This is a genomic window from Nonomuraea sp. NPDC004702, from assembly GCF_053601695.1.
In genome coordinates, this window is the sequence record NZ_JBSGCE010000003.1 from 334,519 (window position 1) to 349,717 (window position 15,199).

14 protein-coding genes are annotated in these 15,199 nt (G+C 72.9%); 4 read left to right on the top strand and 10 right to left on the bottom strand.

Going from position 1 to position 15,199, the window contains the following annotated elements; translation table 11 throughout:
• Positions 1 to 53: 53 nt before the first annotated feature.
• The 8 genes from ACWEJ6_RS06510 to ACWEJ6_RS06545 all read right to left on the bottom strand — a co-directional run bounded on the left by ACWEJ6_RS06510 (position 54) and on the right by ACWEJ6_RS06545 (position 10,482).
• On the bottom strand, positions 54 to 1,637 hold the full coding sequence (locus ACWEJ6_RS06510) for a PucR family transcriptional regulator (RefSeq protein ID WP_358287157.1): 1,584 nt from the start codon (positions 1,635 to 1,637) through the stop codon (positions 54 to 56).
• A gap of 29 nt (positions 1,638 to 1,666) precedes the next feature.
• Complete coding sequence (locus ACWEJ6_RS06515; protein ID WP_387674610.1) at positions 1,667 to 2,521, bottom strand: serine hydrolase; 855 nt, start codon at positions 2,519 to 2,521, stop codon at positions 1,667 to 1,669.
• Complete coding sequence (locus ACWEJ6_RS06520) at positions 2,514 to 3,833, bottom strand: serine hydrolase domain-containing protein (RefSeq protein WP_452421806.1); 1,320 nt, start codon at positions 3,831 to 3,833, stop codon at positions 2,514 to 2,516. The genes ACWEJ6_RS06515 and ACWEJ6_RS06520 overlap by 8 nt, the downstream gene beginning before the upstream one ends.
• A 9-nt stretch (positions 3,834 to 3,842) precedes the next feature.
• The gene (locus ACWEJ6_RS06525; RefSeq protein WP_352323281.1) at positions 3,843 to 5,156 is read right to left on the bottom strand and encodes a serine hydrolase domain-containing protein; all 1,314 of its coding nucleotides are present in this window, start codon (positions 5,154 to 5,156) and stop codon (positions 3,843 to 3,845) included.
• Positions 5,120 to 6,967: a S9 family peptidase gene (locus tag ACWEJ6_RS06530; RefSeq protein WP_452421808.1), complete on the bottom strand. Its 1,848-nt coding sequence runs from the start codon at positions 6,965 to 6,967 to the stop codon at positions 5,120 to 5,122. Before ACWEJ6_RS06530 ends, ACWEJ6_RS06525 begins: the two co-directional genes overlap by 37 nt.
• Before the next feature lie 113 nt (positions 6,968 to 7,080).
• Positions 7,081 to 7,587, bottom strand: coding sequence for a pyridoxamine 5'-phosphate oxidase family protein (locus ACWEJ6_RS06535; protein ID WP_452421810.1), 507 nt, complete (start codon positions 7,585 to 7,587; stop codon positions 7,081 to 7,083).
• A gap of 238 nt (positions 7,588 to 7,825) precedes the next feature.
• Positions 7,826 to 9,292, bottom strand: coding sequence for a rifampin monooxygenase (gene rox, locus ACWEJ6_RS06540; RefSeq protein ID WP_452421812.1), 1,467 nt, complete (start codon positions 9,290 to 9,292; stop codon positions 7,826 to 7,828).
• Between the two features lie 215 nt (positions 9,293 to 9,507).
• The gene (locus ACWEJ6_RS06545; protein ID WP_452421814.1) at positions 9,508 to 10,482 is read right to left on the bottom strand and encodes a helix-turn-helix transcriptional regulator; all 975 of its coding nucleotides are present in this window, start codon (positions 10,480 to 10,482) and stop codon (positions 9,508 to 9,510) included.
• Positions 10,483 to 10,585: 103 nt separating this feature from the next.
• Here ACWEJ6_RS06545 and ACWEJ6_RS06550 point away from each other — a divergent pair, with 103 nt between their 5' ends.
• From ACWEJ6_RS06550 to ACWEJ6_RS06560, 3 genes are all read left to right on the top strand, one after another.
• Positions 10,586 to 10,981 carry a RidA family protein gene (locus tag ACWEJ6_RS06550; RefSeq protein WP_364336172.1) on the top strand — a complete coding sequence of 132 codons (396 nt, stop codon included), beginning with the start codon at positions 10,586 to 10,588 and terminating at the stop codon, positions 10,979 to 10,981.
• 111 nt (positions 10,982 to 11,092) lie between these two features.
• Positions 11,093 to 12,316 carry an FAD-dependent monooxygenase gene (locus ACWEJ6_RS06555; RefSeq protein ID WP_452421816.1) on the top strand — a complete coding sequence of 408 codons (1,224 nt, stop codon included), beginning with the start codon at positions 11,093 to 11,095 and terminating at the stop codon, positions 12,314 to 12,316.
• A 43-nt stretch (positions 12,317 to 12,359) separates the two neighbouring features.
• Positions 12,360 to 13,094 (top strand): TetR/AcrR family transcriptional regulator, encoded by a 735-nt coding sequence (locus ACWEJ6_RS06560; RefSeq protein ID WP_452421818.1) that lies wholly within the window; start codon positions 12,360 to 12,362, stop codon positions 13,092 to 13,094.
• A gap of 27 nt (positions 13,095 to 13,121) precedes the next feature.
• On the opposite strand, the gene ACWEJ6_RS06565 is transcribed toward ACWEJ6_RS06560, so the two are convergent.
• The gene (locus ACWEJ6_RS06565) at positions 13,122 to 13,595 is read right to left on the bottom strand and encodes a carboxymuconolactone decarboxylase family protein (RefSeq protein WP_452421820.1); all 474 of its coding nucleotides are present in this window, start codon (positions 13,593 to 13,595) and stop codon (positions 13,122 to 13,124) included.
• A gap of 99 nt (positions 13,596 to 13,694) precedes the next feature.
• A complete protein-coding gene (locus tag ACWEJ6_RS06570; RefSeq protein WP_452421822.1) occupies positions 13,695 to 14,294 on the bottom strand; it encodes a CGNR zinc finger domain-containing protein in 600 nt (199 codons plus the stop codon).
• Positions 14,295 to 14,380: 86 nt separating this feature from the next.
• Here ACWEJ6_RS06570 and ACWEJ6_RS06575 point away from each other — a divergent pair, with 86 nt between their 5' ends.
• Entirely contained in the window at positions 14,381 to 15,169 is a 789-nt protein-coding gene (locus ACWEJ6_RS06575; RefSeq protein WP_452421824.1) for an MBL fold metallo-hydrolase, read from the top strand.
• The last annotated feature ends 30 nt before the right edge of the window (positions 15,170 to 15,199 follow it).

Below are 15,199 nucleotides of genomic sequence, written 5' to 3' on the forward strand. Positions count from 1 at the left end.
TCGCGGCCCGACCTTCTTCGTCGCCCTTCACAAAAAGCGCGGACGACCTCGTGCTAGCGTCCGAAGATCCGCATCTGCAGCATCACGGTGAGTCGCGCGTCGGGGTCGGACAGGTCGAGCCCGCTGATCTCGGTGAGCCGTTTGAGCCGGTAGCGGAAGGTGTTGGCGTGCACGTGGACCTGCGCGCAGGCGGCGTTGACGTCGCCGAACGCGTCGAGATACGCCCGCAGGGTGGCCACCAGCTCGCTGCCGTGCTCGGCGTCGTGCGCCAGCAGCCGCTCGTACGGGCCGGTGGGCACCTGCTCCTCGGCGGCGACCACGTCGGAGACCTGGAGCAGCAGCGACTCGAAGTGCACGGCCGTGTAACCGGCGACCTGGCCGGCCAGGCCGCGGGCGCGCAGCACGCGCAGCGCCCGGTCGGCGTCGGCGCGGGCCCGCGCGACCTGGGAGAGGTTGGCGGCCAGCCGGCCGACCCCGATGTTGGCCGCGTGCCGCGGCCCGACCCTGGCCAGGAAGGACTCGGCGACGCGCACGGCCCGTGTCTCCTCGTCGCCGCCCGAGCTCAGCGGCAGGACGGCGTAGGCGACCGAGCCGATCATCGCGGCGGCCGCCTTGGGATGGATGGCGCCGACGTGCAGCGCCAGGGCGTCGCAGAAACGTTGCCGGTCGCTCTCGCCGCGCGCCGGGTCGGCCGCGTCGCCGTCGGCGAGCTGGGCGGCGAGCACGCACAGGCGCTCGGTGGCGATGCCGAGCCGGCCCGCGGCGTCGGCCGCGTCGGAACCGCCGGCCAGGACCGTGGACAGCAGGTCGGCGCGCAGCCGCCGCTGGGTGTCGGCGCCGGCGCGCTCGCGCAGCAGCTGCAGCGCGACGATCTTGGCCGCGTCGGCCAGGGCGCGTTCGCGCTGCGGGGTGAGCGGCTCGCGCACGGCGACCCAGATGGAGCCGAGGATCTCGTCGCCGATCCGGACGGCCACGGCCGCCCGGTTGATGCTGTCGCCGTCGAGCTCGATGTAGATCGGGTCGCGGCTCTGGTAGAGCTTCTTGAAGAAGCCGCGCTCGTCGAGCATGCGCTGGAAACGCTCGGGCACCTGACGGCCGAGCACGGTCTCGACCCGGCCGGGGTCGGCTTCGTCCTGCCTGCCGGAGAAGGCCAGGACGCGGGTCGACCGGTCCTCGATGGTGACGGGCGCGTCGAGCAACGCGCAGACGGCGTTGGCCAGCGCGAACAGATCGCCCTGCGGCCCCTTCTCCGGCATGGCCAGGTCGCCCTCGGCCAGCAGCGAGCGCAGCAGCGCGGCGACCTGCGACCAGGACGCGGCCCTGGTCAGCCCGAGCACGGCGACGCCGGTCTCCAGGACCTTGCTGCGCACCTGCTCGTCGACGTCGACCGGCAGCTTGACGACGATGCCGCTGGCCTCGCGGGCGGCGTCGAGCAGGCCGCAGATGGCGGTGGCGCCCTGCACGCCGACGGCCAGCAGCAGCCCGCCCGGCGGCACGTACAGCTCGTCGAGCGGGTCGTAGATGTGCACCCCGGTGACCTCGGTGTCGAGGTCACCGGGCGAGGCGGCCACGTCGAGGACCGTGCTGCCGAGATCGAACAGGATCCGCTCAAGGCTGGCACGCGGACGGCTGTTCATCCGCTCACGATAGTCGACGTAGACCGTCATCAGCCGCGCAGGTGCTCGACGGCGAGACGGGCGGCCTGGCCGATGGCGGCGTCCGCGGCCGGGATGCGGAAGGCCAGGTTGTCGCCGTGCAGGAACACCGCGACGGCGTACCGGCCGCCGTCGGGGTACTCCACGACGCCCGCCTCGTTGCGCACGCCCCACAGAGTGCCGGTCTTGGCCGACACCCGCACCTCGTCCGGGAAGCCCGAGGAGAGGCGGTGCGGCCAGATCTGCCTGCTCATGATGTCGCGCACCTCCGCGCACGCCTCGGCGGTGCCCGCCTCGTCGCGCCAGACGGAACCGAGCAGGGTGGTGATCTCGCGGGGCGTGCCCGCGGTGGTCCGTTCCGGATCGCGCACGGCCAGCGCCCTGATGCGCTCCTCGGGGATGCCGGCCACGTCGATGGTGCCCAGCTCCTCCACCACGGACTCGAACAGCGTCGCGCAGCCGCCGATCAGACGGGTGCGCCTGAGCCCGAGGCCCTCCAGCGTGGCGTTGACGCGGTCGAGGCCCACCCGGCGCAGCAGCACGTCGGTGGCCGCGTTGTCGCTCATCGACATCATGAAGTGGGCCAGGTCGCGCAGCGTCAGCGACACGTCGTCGGCGCAGCCCGAGGTGCCGATGCCGCCGTCCTTGTCCGCCGCGGTGACGGTGAGCCGTTCGGTGCGGTCCACCTCGCCCGCCGCGGCCTGCCTGGCGTACTCCAGCAGGATCGGCAGCTTGAACACCGAGGCCAGGACCACCGGGGCGTCCGGGTCGAGGCCGATCTCGGCCCCGCCGTCCACGTCGCGGGCGTGCACGAAGCCGCGCACGCCCGCCGCCGCGAAGACCTGCCGCGCGTCCCGCTCAAACACGCCGGACCGCCCGGCCGTTGTGCAGGTGCGTGGCGACACCGTCCCGCAGGACGAACGTGACGGTGTCGTGCCTGCCCTCCTCGGGCTGCTCGGCGATGAAGGTGTCCTCGGCGAGGTGGACGTACCTGGCGGTGGTGGCCTGCTGGCCCATGCTGGCCATGAGAGCGCCGGGGATCAGGGTGACCTCGACGCCGTCGTCCGCCGGCGAGACCTCGTAGGCCAGCTGCGGCCCCTCGTACCGGCCGACGTACGGCGCGGGGTCCACGGCGCGCGGCTGCTCCGGCGGGGCGGGCAGGTCGGGGGCCGCCAGCCCGCCCTCCCTGAGCAGCGGCAGCAGCAGGTCGTTCATGACGCCGATGAAGTTGCCGCCGTTGATGCTCATCGCGATCGCGTACGAGCCGTCGTCGGCCACCCGCCAGAACGTGCTCTGGCCCGGGGTCCCGCCGTCGTGGCCGTAGGTGCCCCAGGTGAACAGCTCGAAGCCGAGCCCCCAGTTGGCAGCCATCAGGCCGGGCACGCCCGGCACCGCGACCTGCGGGGTGCGCATCGCGGCGACGCTCTCCGCCGACAGCACCCTGGTGCCGTCCTCGGCCAGGCCGTCCGCGGCGAACATGCGGCCGAAGCGCACCAGCTCGCGCGGGGCCAGGCACATGGTGGCCCCGGCGGGCGCGTTGGAGCGGGGCATCTGCCACTGGGCGTAGACGTCGTTGCCCGGCCCGATGTGCCCGGCCGCCGCGCGGAACAGCACGGCCTCCTCGGCCAGCAGCGCCGCGTGGGTGGCGCCGAGCGGCTTCAGCAGGTGCTCCCGCATGGCCTGCTCCCAGGTCGTGCCGCGCAGCCTGGCCACGATGGCGCCGAGCACGCAGTAGCCGGCGTTGCAGTACGAGAACAGCTCGCCCGGCTCGTGCACCTTGCCCGCGCCGTGCAGGTAGGCCACGAACTTCTCAAGGCTGTCGTCGCCGCGCCCGGTGTCCTCGAACAGGTCGCCGTCGAAGCCGCCGGTGTGCGTCAGGAGCTGCCTGACGGTGATGACGGCGTCGTAGGACAGGGCGAACTCGGGCAGGTAGTGCCCGACCTCCTCGTCCAGGTCGAGCAGGCCCTCCTCGGCGAGCTGCATGATCAGGGCGGCCGTCCACACCTTGGTGGTCGAGCCGACCTGGAAGACGCTGTCGGTGGTGGTCTCGACGCCGGTGTTGCGGTTGACCACGCCGGTGGCCGCCTCATGCAACTGGCCGCCGGTCCACACGGCGATGGCCGCGCCCGGCACGTCGTGCGCCGCGGCCGCTTCGTCGAGGCGTTTCTGCAGGTCCATGCGGTCTCCTCAGGCGATCTTGGGGGTGGCGCGGACGCCGAGGTGGAAGTAGGGCGAGCCGTCGTCGAGCTGGTAGAACACGCCCGAGACCCAGTCGGGGTCGCCCTCGCGGCGGCCGACGAAGGTGACGTCGTCGACGGCGACGAGGTCGAGGTCGAACGGCTCCTGCAGGGCGGCGAGCGCGCCCGTCGACTCGACGCGCAACCTGAGCGCGCCGTCGTGCACGCTGGCGGTCATGCGCGCGCCGACCCGCTCGTAGACGCCGGCGTACCGCTCGACGTCCACCTGCACGGGGGTCTCCGGCGGGCCGAGCACCGGCGGCACGGCCAGGCCGTCGAGCTCGGCGAACAGCTCGGTGGCCACGGCGTGGGTGAGGGCGCCGCTGTGGCCGCCGTTGGTGGTCACGCACACGACGGTGCCGGTGTCGGGCACGACCCAGAGCATGGCGTGCTGGCCGATGGTGTTGCCGCCGTGCGAGATGACGCGGTGGCCGGACCACTCGTCGAGGATCCAGCCGATGCCCCACTGCCTGCCCAGGGTGTGCGGGTTGGGGATGTCGACCTGCGGCTCCCACATCGCCCGCGGGTCGTCCAGCAGGCCGCCCTCCAGGTGGGCGCGGCCGAAGGCGACCACGTCACGCGGACGGGCGCAGATGAGGCCGGCCGGGCCGCACGAGCGCATGAGGCCCCACACCGGGGCCGCCTTGCCGTCCTCGACGTGGCCGTGCGCGGCACGGAAGCGCAGCACGTCCTCCGGCAGCGTCCAGGTGTGGGTCAGGCCGAGCGGCTCGCAGATGTTCTCGCGCAGCACCTCGTCCCAGGTCTTGCCCTCCAGCACCTCCAGGATGCGCCCGGCGATGACGAAGCCGGAGTTGCAGTAGGACTGGGTGGCGCCGAGCGGGTGGTTCTGCGCCAGGTCGGCGCAGGCCTCGACGTACTTCTCGATGCAGTCGTCACCGCGGCCGGTGTCGAGGAACAGGTCGCCGTCGATGCCGCTGGTGTGCGACAGCAGGTGCCGGACCGTGACGGTCTTGGTCACCTCGGCGTCGGCGACCCGGAAGCCGGGCAGCAGCTCGGCGACCGGGGTGTCCAGGGTCAGCCGGCCGCGCTCGACCTGCTGCATGAGCAGGGTCGCCGTCCAGACCTTGGAGACCGAGCCGATCTGGAACAGGGAGTCGGGGGTCGCCTCCACGCCGGTGTCGACGTTGAGCACGCCCGCGGCGAACTCGTGCAGCTCCCCGTTGTGCAGGTAGGCGAGCGCCGCGCCCGGGACCTCGTACTTCTCGATCAGTTCGGCGAGACGCTGACCCATTGATCCAGCCACGCGAGGATCCTTTCGTTGTAGTCGAAGCGGTGTGAAGGCCGTCCGTTGAGGATGAACAGGTGTGAACCACCGGGATACCGGACCAGGCGGACCGGCACCCGGCGCTCGCGCAGCGCCTCGAACCACTGCTCGGCCTGGCCGATCGGGCAGCGGTCGTCCGACCCGCCGTGCAGGATCAGCGTCGGGGTGACGACGTCGCCGGCGTAGGTGATCGGCGACTGCTCGACGAACTCGTCCCTGACCTCGTGCTTGGCCAGGAAATAGCCGAGGTCGGCGGTGCCGGCCATGCTGCGCAGGTCGACCACGACCCCGCCGGGCACGGCGGCGGCGAAGCGCCCGGTCCTGCCGGTGAGCCAGCAGGTCATGTAGCCGCCGTAGCTGTAGCCGGTGACCGCCAGCCGGGCGGGGTCGGCGACGCCCTCCTCGACCAGGACGTCGAGCGGGGTGAGGAAGTCGTCCTCGTCCGAGATGCCCCAGGCGCCGAGCCCGGCGTTGTAGAACGCCTCGCCGTACCCGTCGCTGGCCCGTGGGTTCACCAGCAGCACGGTCCAGCCCTGGGCGGCGAGCGCCTGGTGGTAGAGGTGCACGCCGTCGAAGACGGGCGCCCAGGCGTTGTGCGGGCCGCCGTGGATGTCCAGCAGCAGCGGGCCCGGCTCGGTCAGCGTCTCGTCGCGCAGCACGAACGCCTCGACCGGCGTGCCGTCCGGGGCGGTGAAGGTGCGGCTGCGCGCCTGGAACAGCTCGACGCCCTCGGGGGCGTGGTCGGTGAGGGCCTCGCCGTCGAGGTAGACGTCACCGGAGCTGCGCGGCGTGGCGGCGACGTAGGCCACCCGTCCGGCGGCGACGCTGACGCCGGCCACGTTCCGGTCTTCGTCCACGATGCGCTCGGCGACGCCGCCGGGCGTCAACCGGTACAGGTGGGTGAATCCGCGGTCGCGGACGCAGAACAGCAGGTCGTCGCCGTTCATCGTGGGCGTCGCCCCCGGGTAGCCGGGCGCGCCGATCATCACGTTGCGGTCGAGGCCGATCTCGATCTCGGCGAAGTCATCCCCTTCCAGCGCGAACAGGCGGGTGTGGCCCTCGGGCACTCCGCGGTAACCGGCCACGATCCAGCGGCCGCCCAGCCACCAGACGCCGGCGCAGATCACGCCGTCGCCGCCCGCGCGTTCGAGCGCGCCGTCCTGCTTGGGCTCGACCAGGTAGAGGCCGCCGCAGATGTCCAGGTCGCGGTCGGGGTCCAGGCCGGCGGTGAAGGCCAGCAGGTCGCCGTCCGGGGCCCAGGCGGGCGCGCCGGCGTGGAAGTCGCCCGAGGTCACCTGGGCCGTGGCGCCGTCCTCGACGTCGACGACGAACAGGTGCGTGGTCAGGCCGCACAGCAGCCCGGCGCCGTCGGCCTTGTACTCCAGCGTGTCGATGACGATCGGCGCGTTCGGGTCCACCTCGCCGGACGGCCCGGCGTAGGCGATGCGGGTGCCGTCGGGCGACCAGACGGGCACGCCGGCGCCCAGCGGCGCCGAGGTGAGGACGCGCGGCTCGCCGCCGTCCATGGGCAGCAGATGGATCTGCGGCGGCCCGCCGGCCGGGCGCAGGAAGGCGAGAGTGCGGCCGTCGGTCGACCAGCGGGGGGCCGCGCCGGTCGCCAGCCTGCGCGGGGCGGCGCCCGGGGTGGCCAGCCAGATCTCGGTCACGTTGGCGTCGGACTCGCGGTCCGCGGTCGTCAGGGTGTAGGCGACGGCGGAGCCGTCCGGACGCAGCTGTGGATCACCGGGTACGGCCAGGCCGTACAGGTCGTCGAGGGAGAGGCGGCGCATGACCGAACGCTAGGCCAGGCTGCCGCCGTCCTCTTCATCGTGGACGACGAATAGCGTCTGAGACCTTGTGCCCGGGGCCAAAGCGCCCGGGCCGCCGGTTCGTGCGGGACCTTCTACCGGGCCGCGGCGCTCTCCCGCTCGGCCCGCTGCCTGATCAGCTCCTCGACCGCGCTCGGCAGCGTCGTCTCGAAGTCGATCAGCTTCACCCACGTCGGGGTGACGATGATCCGGACCATGCCGTCGTAGAGCGAGCGGACCTCGGCCTCCCACTCGACCCGCTGCTCGGCCGTCATCTCGTACGAGCCGTTCATCTGGAGGAACTCCTCCGGGATGCCGTCCACGACGTCCAGTTCTGCGCGGCCGCGGATCAGCAGGATCTTGGGCGGGTGCACCTCGGTGTCGATCGTCAGGGCGACCATGGGGTTCGCGCGAAGGGACGCCAGCTTGGGGGCGTTCTTCGTGGTGCACATGACGATCTCGGAACCGTTCCAGGTGAACGAGATCGGGATGTTGCGCGGCGTGCCGTCCTTGGCCACGTACGCCAGCCGGGTCAGGTCGCGGGCCAGCAGCTCCTGGCTGATCGGCCGGTTCAGGATCTCGGTGATCTCGTTCGTCCGCATGGTCGTCCCTTCGGGGTCGTCTTCGTGTTCCGCCCCTGGGACGGAGCCGCCTGAGGGTTCTCGACATCCGCCGGCGACTATTTTCTCGGCCACCGGTGACCTACCCCTGACGGCCACCGGGGTTCGCTCAGTGGTGCGCGCACACGATCAGGCCCGCCGTCCTCGGCACGCGGGAGGCAGCCGTTGCCCGCTGACCGGGCCGAACCGCCGGGCGGCCTCCCGCGTCACCTGACCCCGGTCAGGCGGGGCTGCCGAACCAGCGGGACAGGTGGCCGTCCAGGTCACGCTGGTCGTCGCCGATCCAGGCGACGTGGCCGTCCGGACGCAGCAGGACGCACGGGACGTCGAGGGCCGCGGTGGGATCCGCGAGGTGGTCGACCCGGTCCGACCAGCCGCCGGGGGTCAGGCGTTCGGTGCGGTCCAGCAGCAGCCCGCGGCCGCGGCGCAGCAGGTCGTAGAGGCGACCCTGTTTCACGTCGATGTCGCGCAGGCGGCGGCCGACCAGGTCGGGGCCCTCGCCGAAGTCGTAGCGGACGCCGATCGCGGTGATCTTCTCGATCAGGTGGCGGTTCACCTCGTCGAAGTCCATCAGCTCGGCGAGCAGCCTGCGCACGGCCCGGGGGCCCGGTTCGGCGGACAGCAGCTCCGTCTGGGCGCGGGTGTTGTCCAGCACGTCCGCCGCGACCGGCCGGCGTTCGGCCTGGTAGGTGTCCAGCAGCGGGTCCGGCGCCCAGCCGCGGATCCGCGCGGCCAGCTTCCAGCCGAGGTTGACGGCGTCCTGAACGCCCAGGTTCAGGCCCTGTCCGCCGATGGGCGGGTGGATGTGCGCCGCGTCGCCGGCCAGCAGCACCCGCCCGACCCGGTACCGCTCGGCCAGGCGGGTGGCGTCCCCGAAGCGGGACAACCAGCGCGGGGAGTGCACGCCGAAGTCGGTTCCGGCGACGGCGCGCAGCTGTCGCCTGAAGTCGTCGAGGGTGGGCGGTTCCGCACGGTCGCCGGCCTCGGCCGCGGGCACGACGACGCCGTAGATCCCCCGGCCGAAGGGCCGGAGCCAGAACGGCTGGGGCTTCTCGCGCATCCCGGCCACCGTGGCGGCCACCGTGGCGGCGATCTCCTCCTGCGATACGCCCGCCTCCATCTCGCCCATCAGCGTCCCGTTCCGCGAGGGTTCGCCCGGGAAGCCGACGCCGAGCAGTTTGCGCACCGTGCTGCGCCCGCCGTCGCAGCCGACGAGGTAGCGGGCGCGCACCCGTTCCCCGTCGGCCAGTTCGACGGTCACGCCCTCGTCGTCCTGGTCGAGACCGGTCACCTCGTGACCGCGCCGGACGTGCGCGCCCAGGTCGAGCGCGTGCTCTTCGAGCAGCCGCTCGATGACCGGCTGCGGGATGCCCACCATGTAGGCGTGCGCGGAATCCAGGCCCTTGGGCGCGGGCTTGTCGATGGCGGCGAAGAACCCGGCGGCCGGACGCTGTCGTCCGTGCTGGAGCACGCGCTCCAGCAGGCCGCGCATCGCCATCAGTTCGAGGCTGCGAACGTGCAGACCGACGATGCGGACGAACGACTTGGGCTCGGTCTCCTTCTCCAGGACGAGGACCCGTACGTCGTGCAGCCGCAGTTCGGCGGCGAGCATCGCGCCGGTCGGCCCGCACCCGGCGATGACCACGTCGTGGTCGAGGGGCGCTGCGGTGGGCTGGGGAGAATGCATGGTTGTTGCCTTTCGGGAGTGCCTGCTGGCGCGGCGCTCCCGGCGACACCTGCCTCAGTCGCCGACCGTGACCCCTGAGGGGAGCACCCATGTCGTTGCTGTGTCCACGGGTACCACCTCCTCGATCTCTCGCACGGCCACCGGCAAACTAACAGCGGCACCCGCGGCCCGCCAACAGGTTTTCAGGCAGGCTCCGCGCGGCAGGCGGCCGGTTCTCAGGACGGCGCCCGGTAGCGGGTGGCGAGCGCGGTCGCGCGGGTGTGCAGGGAGTCGCGCAACCACTGCGGGGACAGGGCCTCGGCGTCCGTGCCGAGCTGCCACAACGCCCAGACGGCGTGCCTGTCGTCCTGGAACGTCACCTCCAGCCGCAGCAGGCCGTCGGCGTCGGCCTCTTCGGCGAGGACGGCCAGCGCGGTGCCCAGCAGTTCCTCCCGCCGCCTCGGGGCCATCCGCACCAGCACGGTGACCTGGTCGCCGCCGGTACGGAACCGGGTGCTGCGCTCCTGCCAGGCCCGGTCCAGGTCGACCCGGTCGGGCCGCTGCGCGGGTTCGGGAAGCGCCCTGGCGGCCTGGACGCGCGACAGCCGGTAGGTGCGGTCGGCCCCGGACCTCGTGGCCAGCAGGTAGCCCCGGTCGCGGATGGTGACCAGGCCGATCGGGTCGACCGTCCGCCACTCGGGCGCCCCGCCGAAGGGCGCGTAGTGGATCTCCAGCTTGCGTCCGGCGAAGACCGCGCGCAGGACCTCGGCCGCCACGGCGTCGGGCACCTCCTCGGCGGCCAGCCGGCGGGACAGCAGGTCGGTCTCCGGGTCGATGAGCAGCCGCTCGGCCGCGCCGGCCGCGGTGTCCCGGTAGCTGTCGGGGAGCGCGTCGACCACCTTGAGCATCGCCGAGGCGAGCGCCGAGCCGAGGCCGAACGCCTGCGCGCCGCGCCGCGACCCGGCGACCAGCAGGGCGAGCGCCTCGTCGGGGTTGAGGCCGGTGAGCTCGGTCCGGAAGCCGGGCAGCAACGCGAAACCGCCGTGCCGGCCGCGCTCGGCATAGACCGGGACGCCCGCCGCGGACAGCGCCTCGATGTCGCGCAGCACCGTGCGGGTGGACACCTCCAGCTCGCGGGCGAGGGTGGCCGCCGACAGCCGTCCGTGCTGCCGCAGCAGCAGCACCAGGGAGACCAGCCGGTCGGCACGCATGCGAAAACCCTATCGAGATACACGACACAGGATGTCGTGATTCGTTGGGAGGCTGATCACCATGACGTCGAAGAACGTGACATCGAACGGAGCTGACATGACACTGGAACGAACGGCGATCAACCCGGTCACCTGGTCGGTCGAGATGGGGTTCAACCAGGGCGAGCTGGTCTCCGGGCAGACCCGCACCCTGTACTGCTCCGGGCAGACCGCGATGGGCGACGACGGCACGCCCCGGCATGACGGCGACCTGGCGGCGCAGCTGGCGTTGAGCCTCGACAACCTGGAGGCCGTCCTGGGGAAGGCCGGCATGTCGTTGACGGACCTCGTCCGGCTCAACGTCTACACCACGGACGTGGATCTGCTCTTCCAGCACTACGGCGTGCTGGCGGCGAGGCTGGGGGCCGCCGGGGCGGCGCCGGCCACCACGATGCTCGGCGTGACGAGGCTGGCGATCCCCACCTTGATGGTCGAGCTGGAGGGTACCGCGGTCGCCTGACGCGCCCGCCACGCACTCCTCCCGGGCCCGCTCGTGCGAACTGACCAACAGAACCATTTTGGTCAGTTCGTTCGCTAGCATGCTCAGGGAAGCTCATGAAAGGAGTGCGCCATGACGCATGCGGGCAGGACGACCGGCCGGGCGCTGGTGGTCGGGCTGGGGATCGCCGGCATCGCCACCGCGTTGCGGCTGCGCCAGATCGGCTGGGAGCCGGTGGTGGTGGAACGGGCGCCTGCCCGCCGCTCCGGCGGTTACTTCATCATGCTGTTCGGCGCCGGCGTCGCCTCGGCCGGGCGGTTGGGCGTGCTGGAGGCCATCGGCGACCGCAGCGGCCCCCATGTCACCAGCTACGAGGTGGACCGGGCGGGGCGCCGGCGTCCCGGGATGAACCCGTCCCTCCTCCCCGGCGGGCCCCGGCCGCTGCTGCGCGGCGACGTGGAGCGCGGCCTGTTCGCGGCGCTGCCGGACGACGTGGAGATCCGCTACTCCACCGTCCCCGCCCGCATCACCCAGGACGACGCGGCGGCGGAGGTGACGCTGCACGACACCGCGTCCGGCGCCACCGTGACCGAGCGCTTCGACCTGGTGATCGGCACGGACGGCCTGCGCTCGACGGTGCGCCGGCTCGTCTTCGGCCCCGACGAGGAGTACCTGCACCCGATGGGCTACATGGTCGGCGCCACCGTGCTGGACGGCCCGGTCGACGGCTTCGGCCTGCACGAGGGGCTGGTCCTGGCCGAGCCGGGCCGCTCGGTGTGGGCCTTCCCGTTCGCCGACCACGCCCCGAGCGTGCTGTTCTCCTACCGCACCGCCGACGCCGACGCCGAGTTCCGCCGCCCGCCGGTCGCCTCCATCCGCGCCGCCTTCGGCCCCGAGCCTGCCGGCCCCCTGCTGGAGGGGCTGCTGACCCGCTACGAGCAGGCCCCTGACGCGCTGTTCGACTCGGTGCAGCAGGTCAGGATGCCGCGCTGGCGCCGCGGCCGGGTCGTCCTGGTCGGCGACGCCGCCTGGTGCGTCACCCTGTACGCGGGCATGGGCGCCTCCAGCGGCCTGGCGGGCGGCGAGCTGCTGGGCACCATGCTGCAACGCCACCCCGGCGACCTGCCCGGTGCGTTGCGGGCCTGGGAGGCGCGGATGCGGCCGTTCGTCCACCTGCAGCAGGAGAGCGCGCTGCCCGGACGGCGCATCTTCACCCCGCACGACCGTAAGGAGCAGTTGCTGAGAGCTGGGATGATGCGCCTGATGCGGATGCCGGGCGTCGGCAGGGCCATGGGCAGGAGAATGCTCAACAACAAGGACATGCGGGCCAAGAACCTCGACGTCGCCGCCCTCTGACGCACAACCGAACATCATGCCCCACGACCCGGAGGACAGCGCAGTGAGCCGCCTGATCGAACACCACTCGCACAAGGCCGCCCGCATTCTGGACAGCGCGCGCGAGCTGGTGGCCGACCACGGCGTGCGGAAGGTCACCGTCAGCGAGATCGCCGCGGCGGCCGGGGTCGGCAAGGGCACCGTCTACCTGTACTGGCCCACCAAGGAGGACCTCGTCCTCGGCCTGTTCGCCCGGGAGCTGCTGGCCTTCCTGGAGGCGGTCATCGCCCGCATCACCGCCGACCCCGCCGCCGTGCTGCCGCGCCACCTGGCTCCGCTGCTGATCCGCACCGCGCTGAGCTCCCCGCTGGCCCGCCGCCTCGCCACCAAGGACGCCGACCTGGTGCGGCTGCTCACCGAGCAGACGGGCGACCGCGACCTGTTCGACCGCACCCGGCCCAGCGCGATGTGCCAGGCGGTCATGCCGGTCCTGCGCCGGCACGGTCTGCTCCGCCAGGACCGCCCGCTGGCCGACCAGTCGTACGCCATGCACGCCCTGCTCACCGGCTTCGGCACCGCCATGTCCGTCCCGGACTCCGCGCCGCCCAGCGCCGGCGACCCCGCGGACGTCCTCGCCGACGCCGTGGCCCTGCTGCTCGAACCGGTGATCGTTCCCGCCGGCCAGGCCGTCACCGCGGCCGCCGCCGACACCGCCGCCGCCTTCCGCGAGACGAGGAACGCCGTCCTGGACATCATCGACCGCACCCAGACCGCCGACGACGCCCCCGGCCGGCGGTAGCGGGCGCGGGGACGTCGCCGGGGTCGTTCAGCGGGCGGCGGGCCGGTAGGCGCCGCCGCGCTGCCGGTTGATGACGGCGAAGCGGTTGGTGGCGTTGATGAGCGCGATGAACGCCACCAGCGCGGCGAGCTGGTCGTCGTCGTAGTGCTCGGCGGCGTTCGCCCAGGCCTCGTCGGTGACGCCGCCGGCGCCGTCGGCGATGCGGGTGCCCTGCTCGGTCAGCTCCAGGGCGGCCCGCTCGGCGTCGGTGAACACCGTCGACCCGCGCCACGTGGCCACCAGGTTCAGGCGCGTGAGGGTCTCACCGGCGTGCGCGGCGTTCGTGCCGTGGACGTCGGTGGCGTAGCCGTCGCCGTTGATCTGGCTGGCGCGCAGCATCACCAGGTTCTGGGTCGTGGCCGGCAGCGCCGACTCCTGGATGAGCACCGGGGCCACTGCGCCGTAGTGTCCCAGGGCCTTGGCGACGACCGGGCTGCCGAAGAGGTTGAGGCGGGTTTCCATGATGTGCTCCTTGCTTCTCAGTGGTTCGACCAAGAGATGCCGGAGACCCGCGTCCTGTGACAGCCGAACGTGTGACGTGCGCCACACCGGCGCGGGCCGTCAGCCAGGAGTGGGCTGGGTGCGCCGGGCGTAGGCGCGGGCGGCGCGGGCGCGGTCGCCGCACCGCGTGGAGCACCAGTGGCGGCGGCCGTGCCGCAGCAGGTAGCGGTTGCAGGGCGGAGATCCGCAGCTGGTGAGGCGTTCGGCGTCGGGGCCGGTGAGCAGGTCGGCCGTGTCGGCGGCCAGCGTCGCGAGGGCGCGGTCGAGGATCTCGTTGGTGGGGCACGGCGTCACGCGGTAGGGGCCGTTCTTCTCGTCCCAGTACAGCAGGGCGGCGGTGGGGGCCTTGCTCAGCGCGTCGTTGACGGCGGACAGGGCCGCGGGCAGGACGGGCAGCCCCGCGACCCGCGCGCTGAACAACGCCCTGACGTGCTCGCGCAGCGAGCGCAGCTGCGTCGCGCACATCTCCTGCACCCCGGCGTCGGCCGGCGCGAGGCCGCGCTCGGCGAGCCAGAGATTCGTCGCCGCCGGGGTGCCGAGCAGGTCGACGAACTGCCCTCCGGGCAGCGCGATGGCACTGTTGACGAAGTCGAGGGCGAGGTGGTCCTCCGCCCCCGGCGCGGGCGGCAGCACGGACTCGGCGGTCGGCGTCTCGCTCATGTGTCTCATGGTACGGCTTGCGCTCGTCCGTGAGACACCGTTACCGTCATCACGGATAAACCGCTTCCCATCCGTGAGGAATTCGCATGGCCAACTTTGGCGCGCCCATCGAGCAGATCCCCGTCCGCGTCCTGGGCGGTCCCACCGCCCTGTTCGAGTACGGCGGCCTGCGCTTCCTGACCGACCCGACCTTCGACGCTCCCGGCGACTACCACGTGCCGGGCGGCCGGCTGACCAAGACGGCTCCCCCGTCCGCCACGCCCGCCGACCTCGGCCGCATCGACGTGGTCCTGCTCTCCCACGACGAGCACCCCGACAACCTGGACCACGCGGGCCGCGCGCTGCTGGCCGACGTCCCGCTCACGCTCACCACGCCCGGGGGCGGGCAGCGGCTGGGCGGCACGGCCAGGGGCCTGGCCGACTGGGAGTCGATCGAGCTGGACCGCCGCGACGGCGGCACGATCACCGTCACCGGCGTGCCCGCCGTGCACGGCCCCGGCCCGCGCGAGGAGGTCGAACCGATCACCGGCCAGGTCGTCGGGTTCGTCCTGACCGGGGAGGGCCTGCCCACGGTCTACGTCAGCGGCGACAACGCCTCGCTGGACGCGGTCCGGCAGATCGCCGGCCGGTTCGGCCCGGTGGACACCGCCGTGCTCTTCGCCGGTGGGCCCCGGTTCTCCGTCCTGTTCGACGGGCGGCTGATCGTGCTCGACAGCGCGCAGGCCGTGGCGGCGGCCGGGATCCTCGGCGCCCGCCGGGTGGTGCCCGTGCACTACGACAGCTGGGCCCACTTCACCGAGGGCCGCGACGACCTGGTGGCCGCCTTCACCGCCGGCGGCCTGCTCGACCGCCTGGACCTGGGCGATCGGGCCTGACCACGCCTGCGGGCCTGGGCCACGCCGTCG

Coding starts and splice junctions, on each gene's coding strand:
- ACWEJ6_RS06510 (WP_358287157.1), bottom strand. CDS start 1,637: ATGAACAGCCGTCCGCGTGCCAGCCTTGAGCGGATCCTGTTCGATCTC.
- ACWEJ6_RS06520 (WP_452421806.1), bottom strand. CDS start 3,833: ATGGACCTGCAGAAACGCCTCGACGAAGCGGCCGCGGCGCACGACGTG.
- ACWEJ6_RS06530 (WP_452421808.1), bottom strand. CDS start 6,967: ATGCGCCGCCTCTCCCTCGACGACCTGTACGGCCTGGCCGTACCCGGT.
- ACWEJ6_RS06535 (WP_452421810.1), bottom strand. CDS start 7,587: ATGCGGACGAACGAGATCACCGAGATCCTGAACCGGCCGATCAGCCAG.
- rox (WP_452421812.1), bottom strand. CDS start 9,292: ATGCATTCTCCCCAGCCCACCGCAGCGCCCCTCGACCACGACGTGGTC.
- ACWEJ6_RS06545 (WP_452421814.1), bottom strand. CDS start 10,482: ATGCGTGCCGACCGGCTGGTCTCCCTGGTGCTGCTGCTGCGGCAGCAC.
- ACWEJ6_RS06555 (WP_452421816.1), top strand. CDS start 11,093: ATGACGCATGCGGGCAGGACGACCGGCCGGGCGCTGGTGGTCGGGCTG.
- ACWEJ6_RS06565 (WP_452421820.1), bottom strand. CDS start 13,595: ATGGAAACCCGCCTCAACCTCTTCGGCAGCCCGGTCGTCGCCAAGGCC.
- ACWEJ6_RS06570 (WP_452421822.1), bottom strand. CDS start 14,294: ATGAGCGAGACGCCGACCGCCGAGTCCGTGCTGCCGCCCGCGCCGGGG.
- ACWEJ6_RS06575 (WP_452421824.1), top strand. CDS start 14,381: ATGGCCAACTTTGGCGCGCCCATCGAGCAGATCCCCGTCCGCGTCCTG.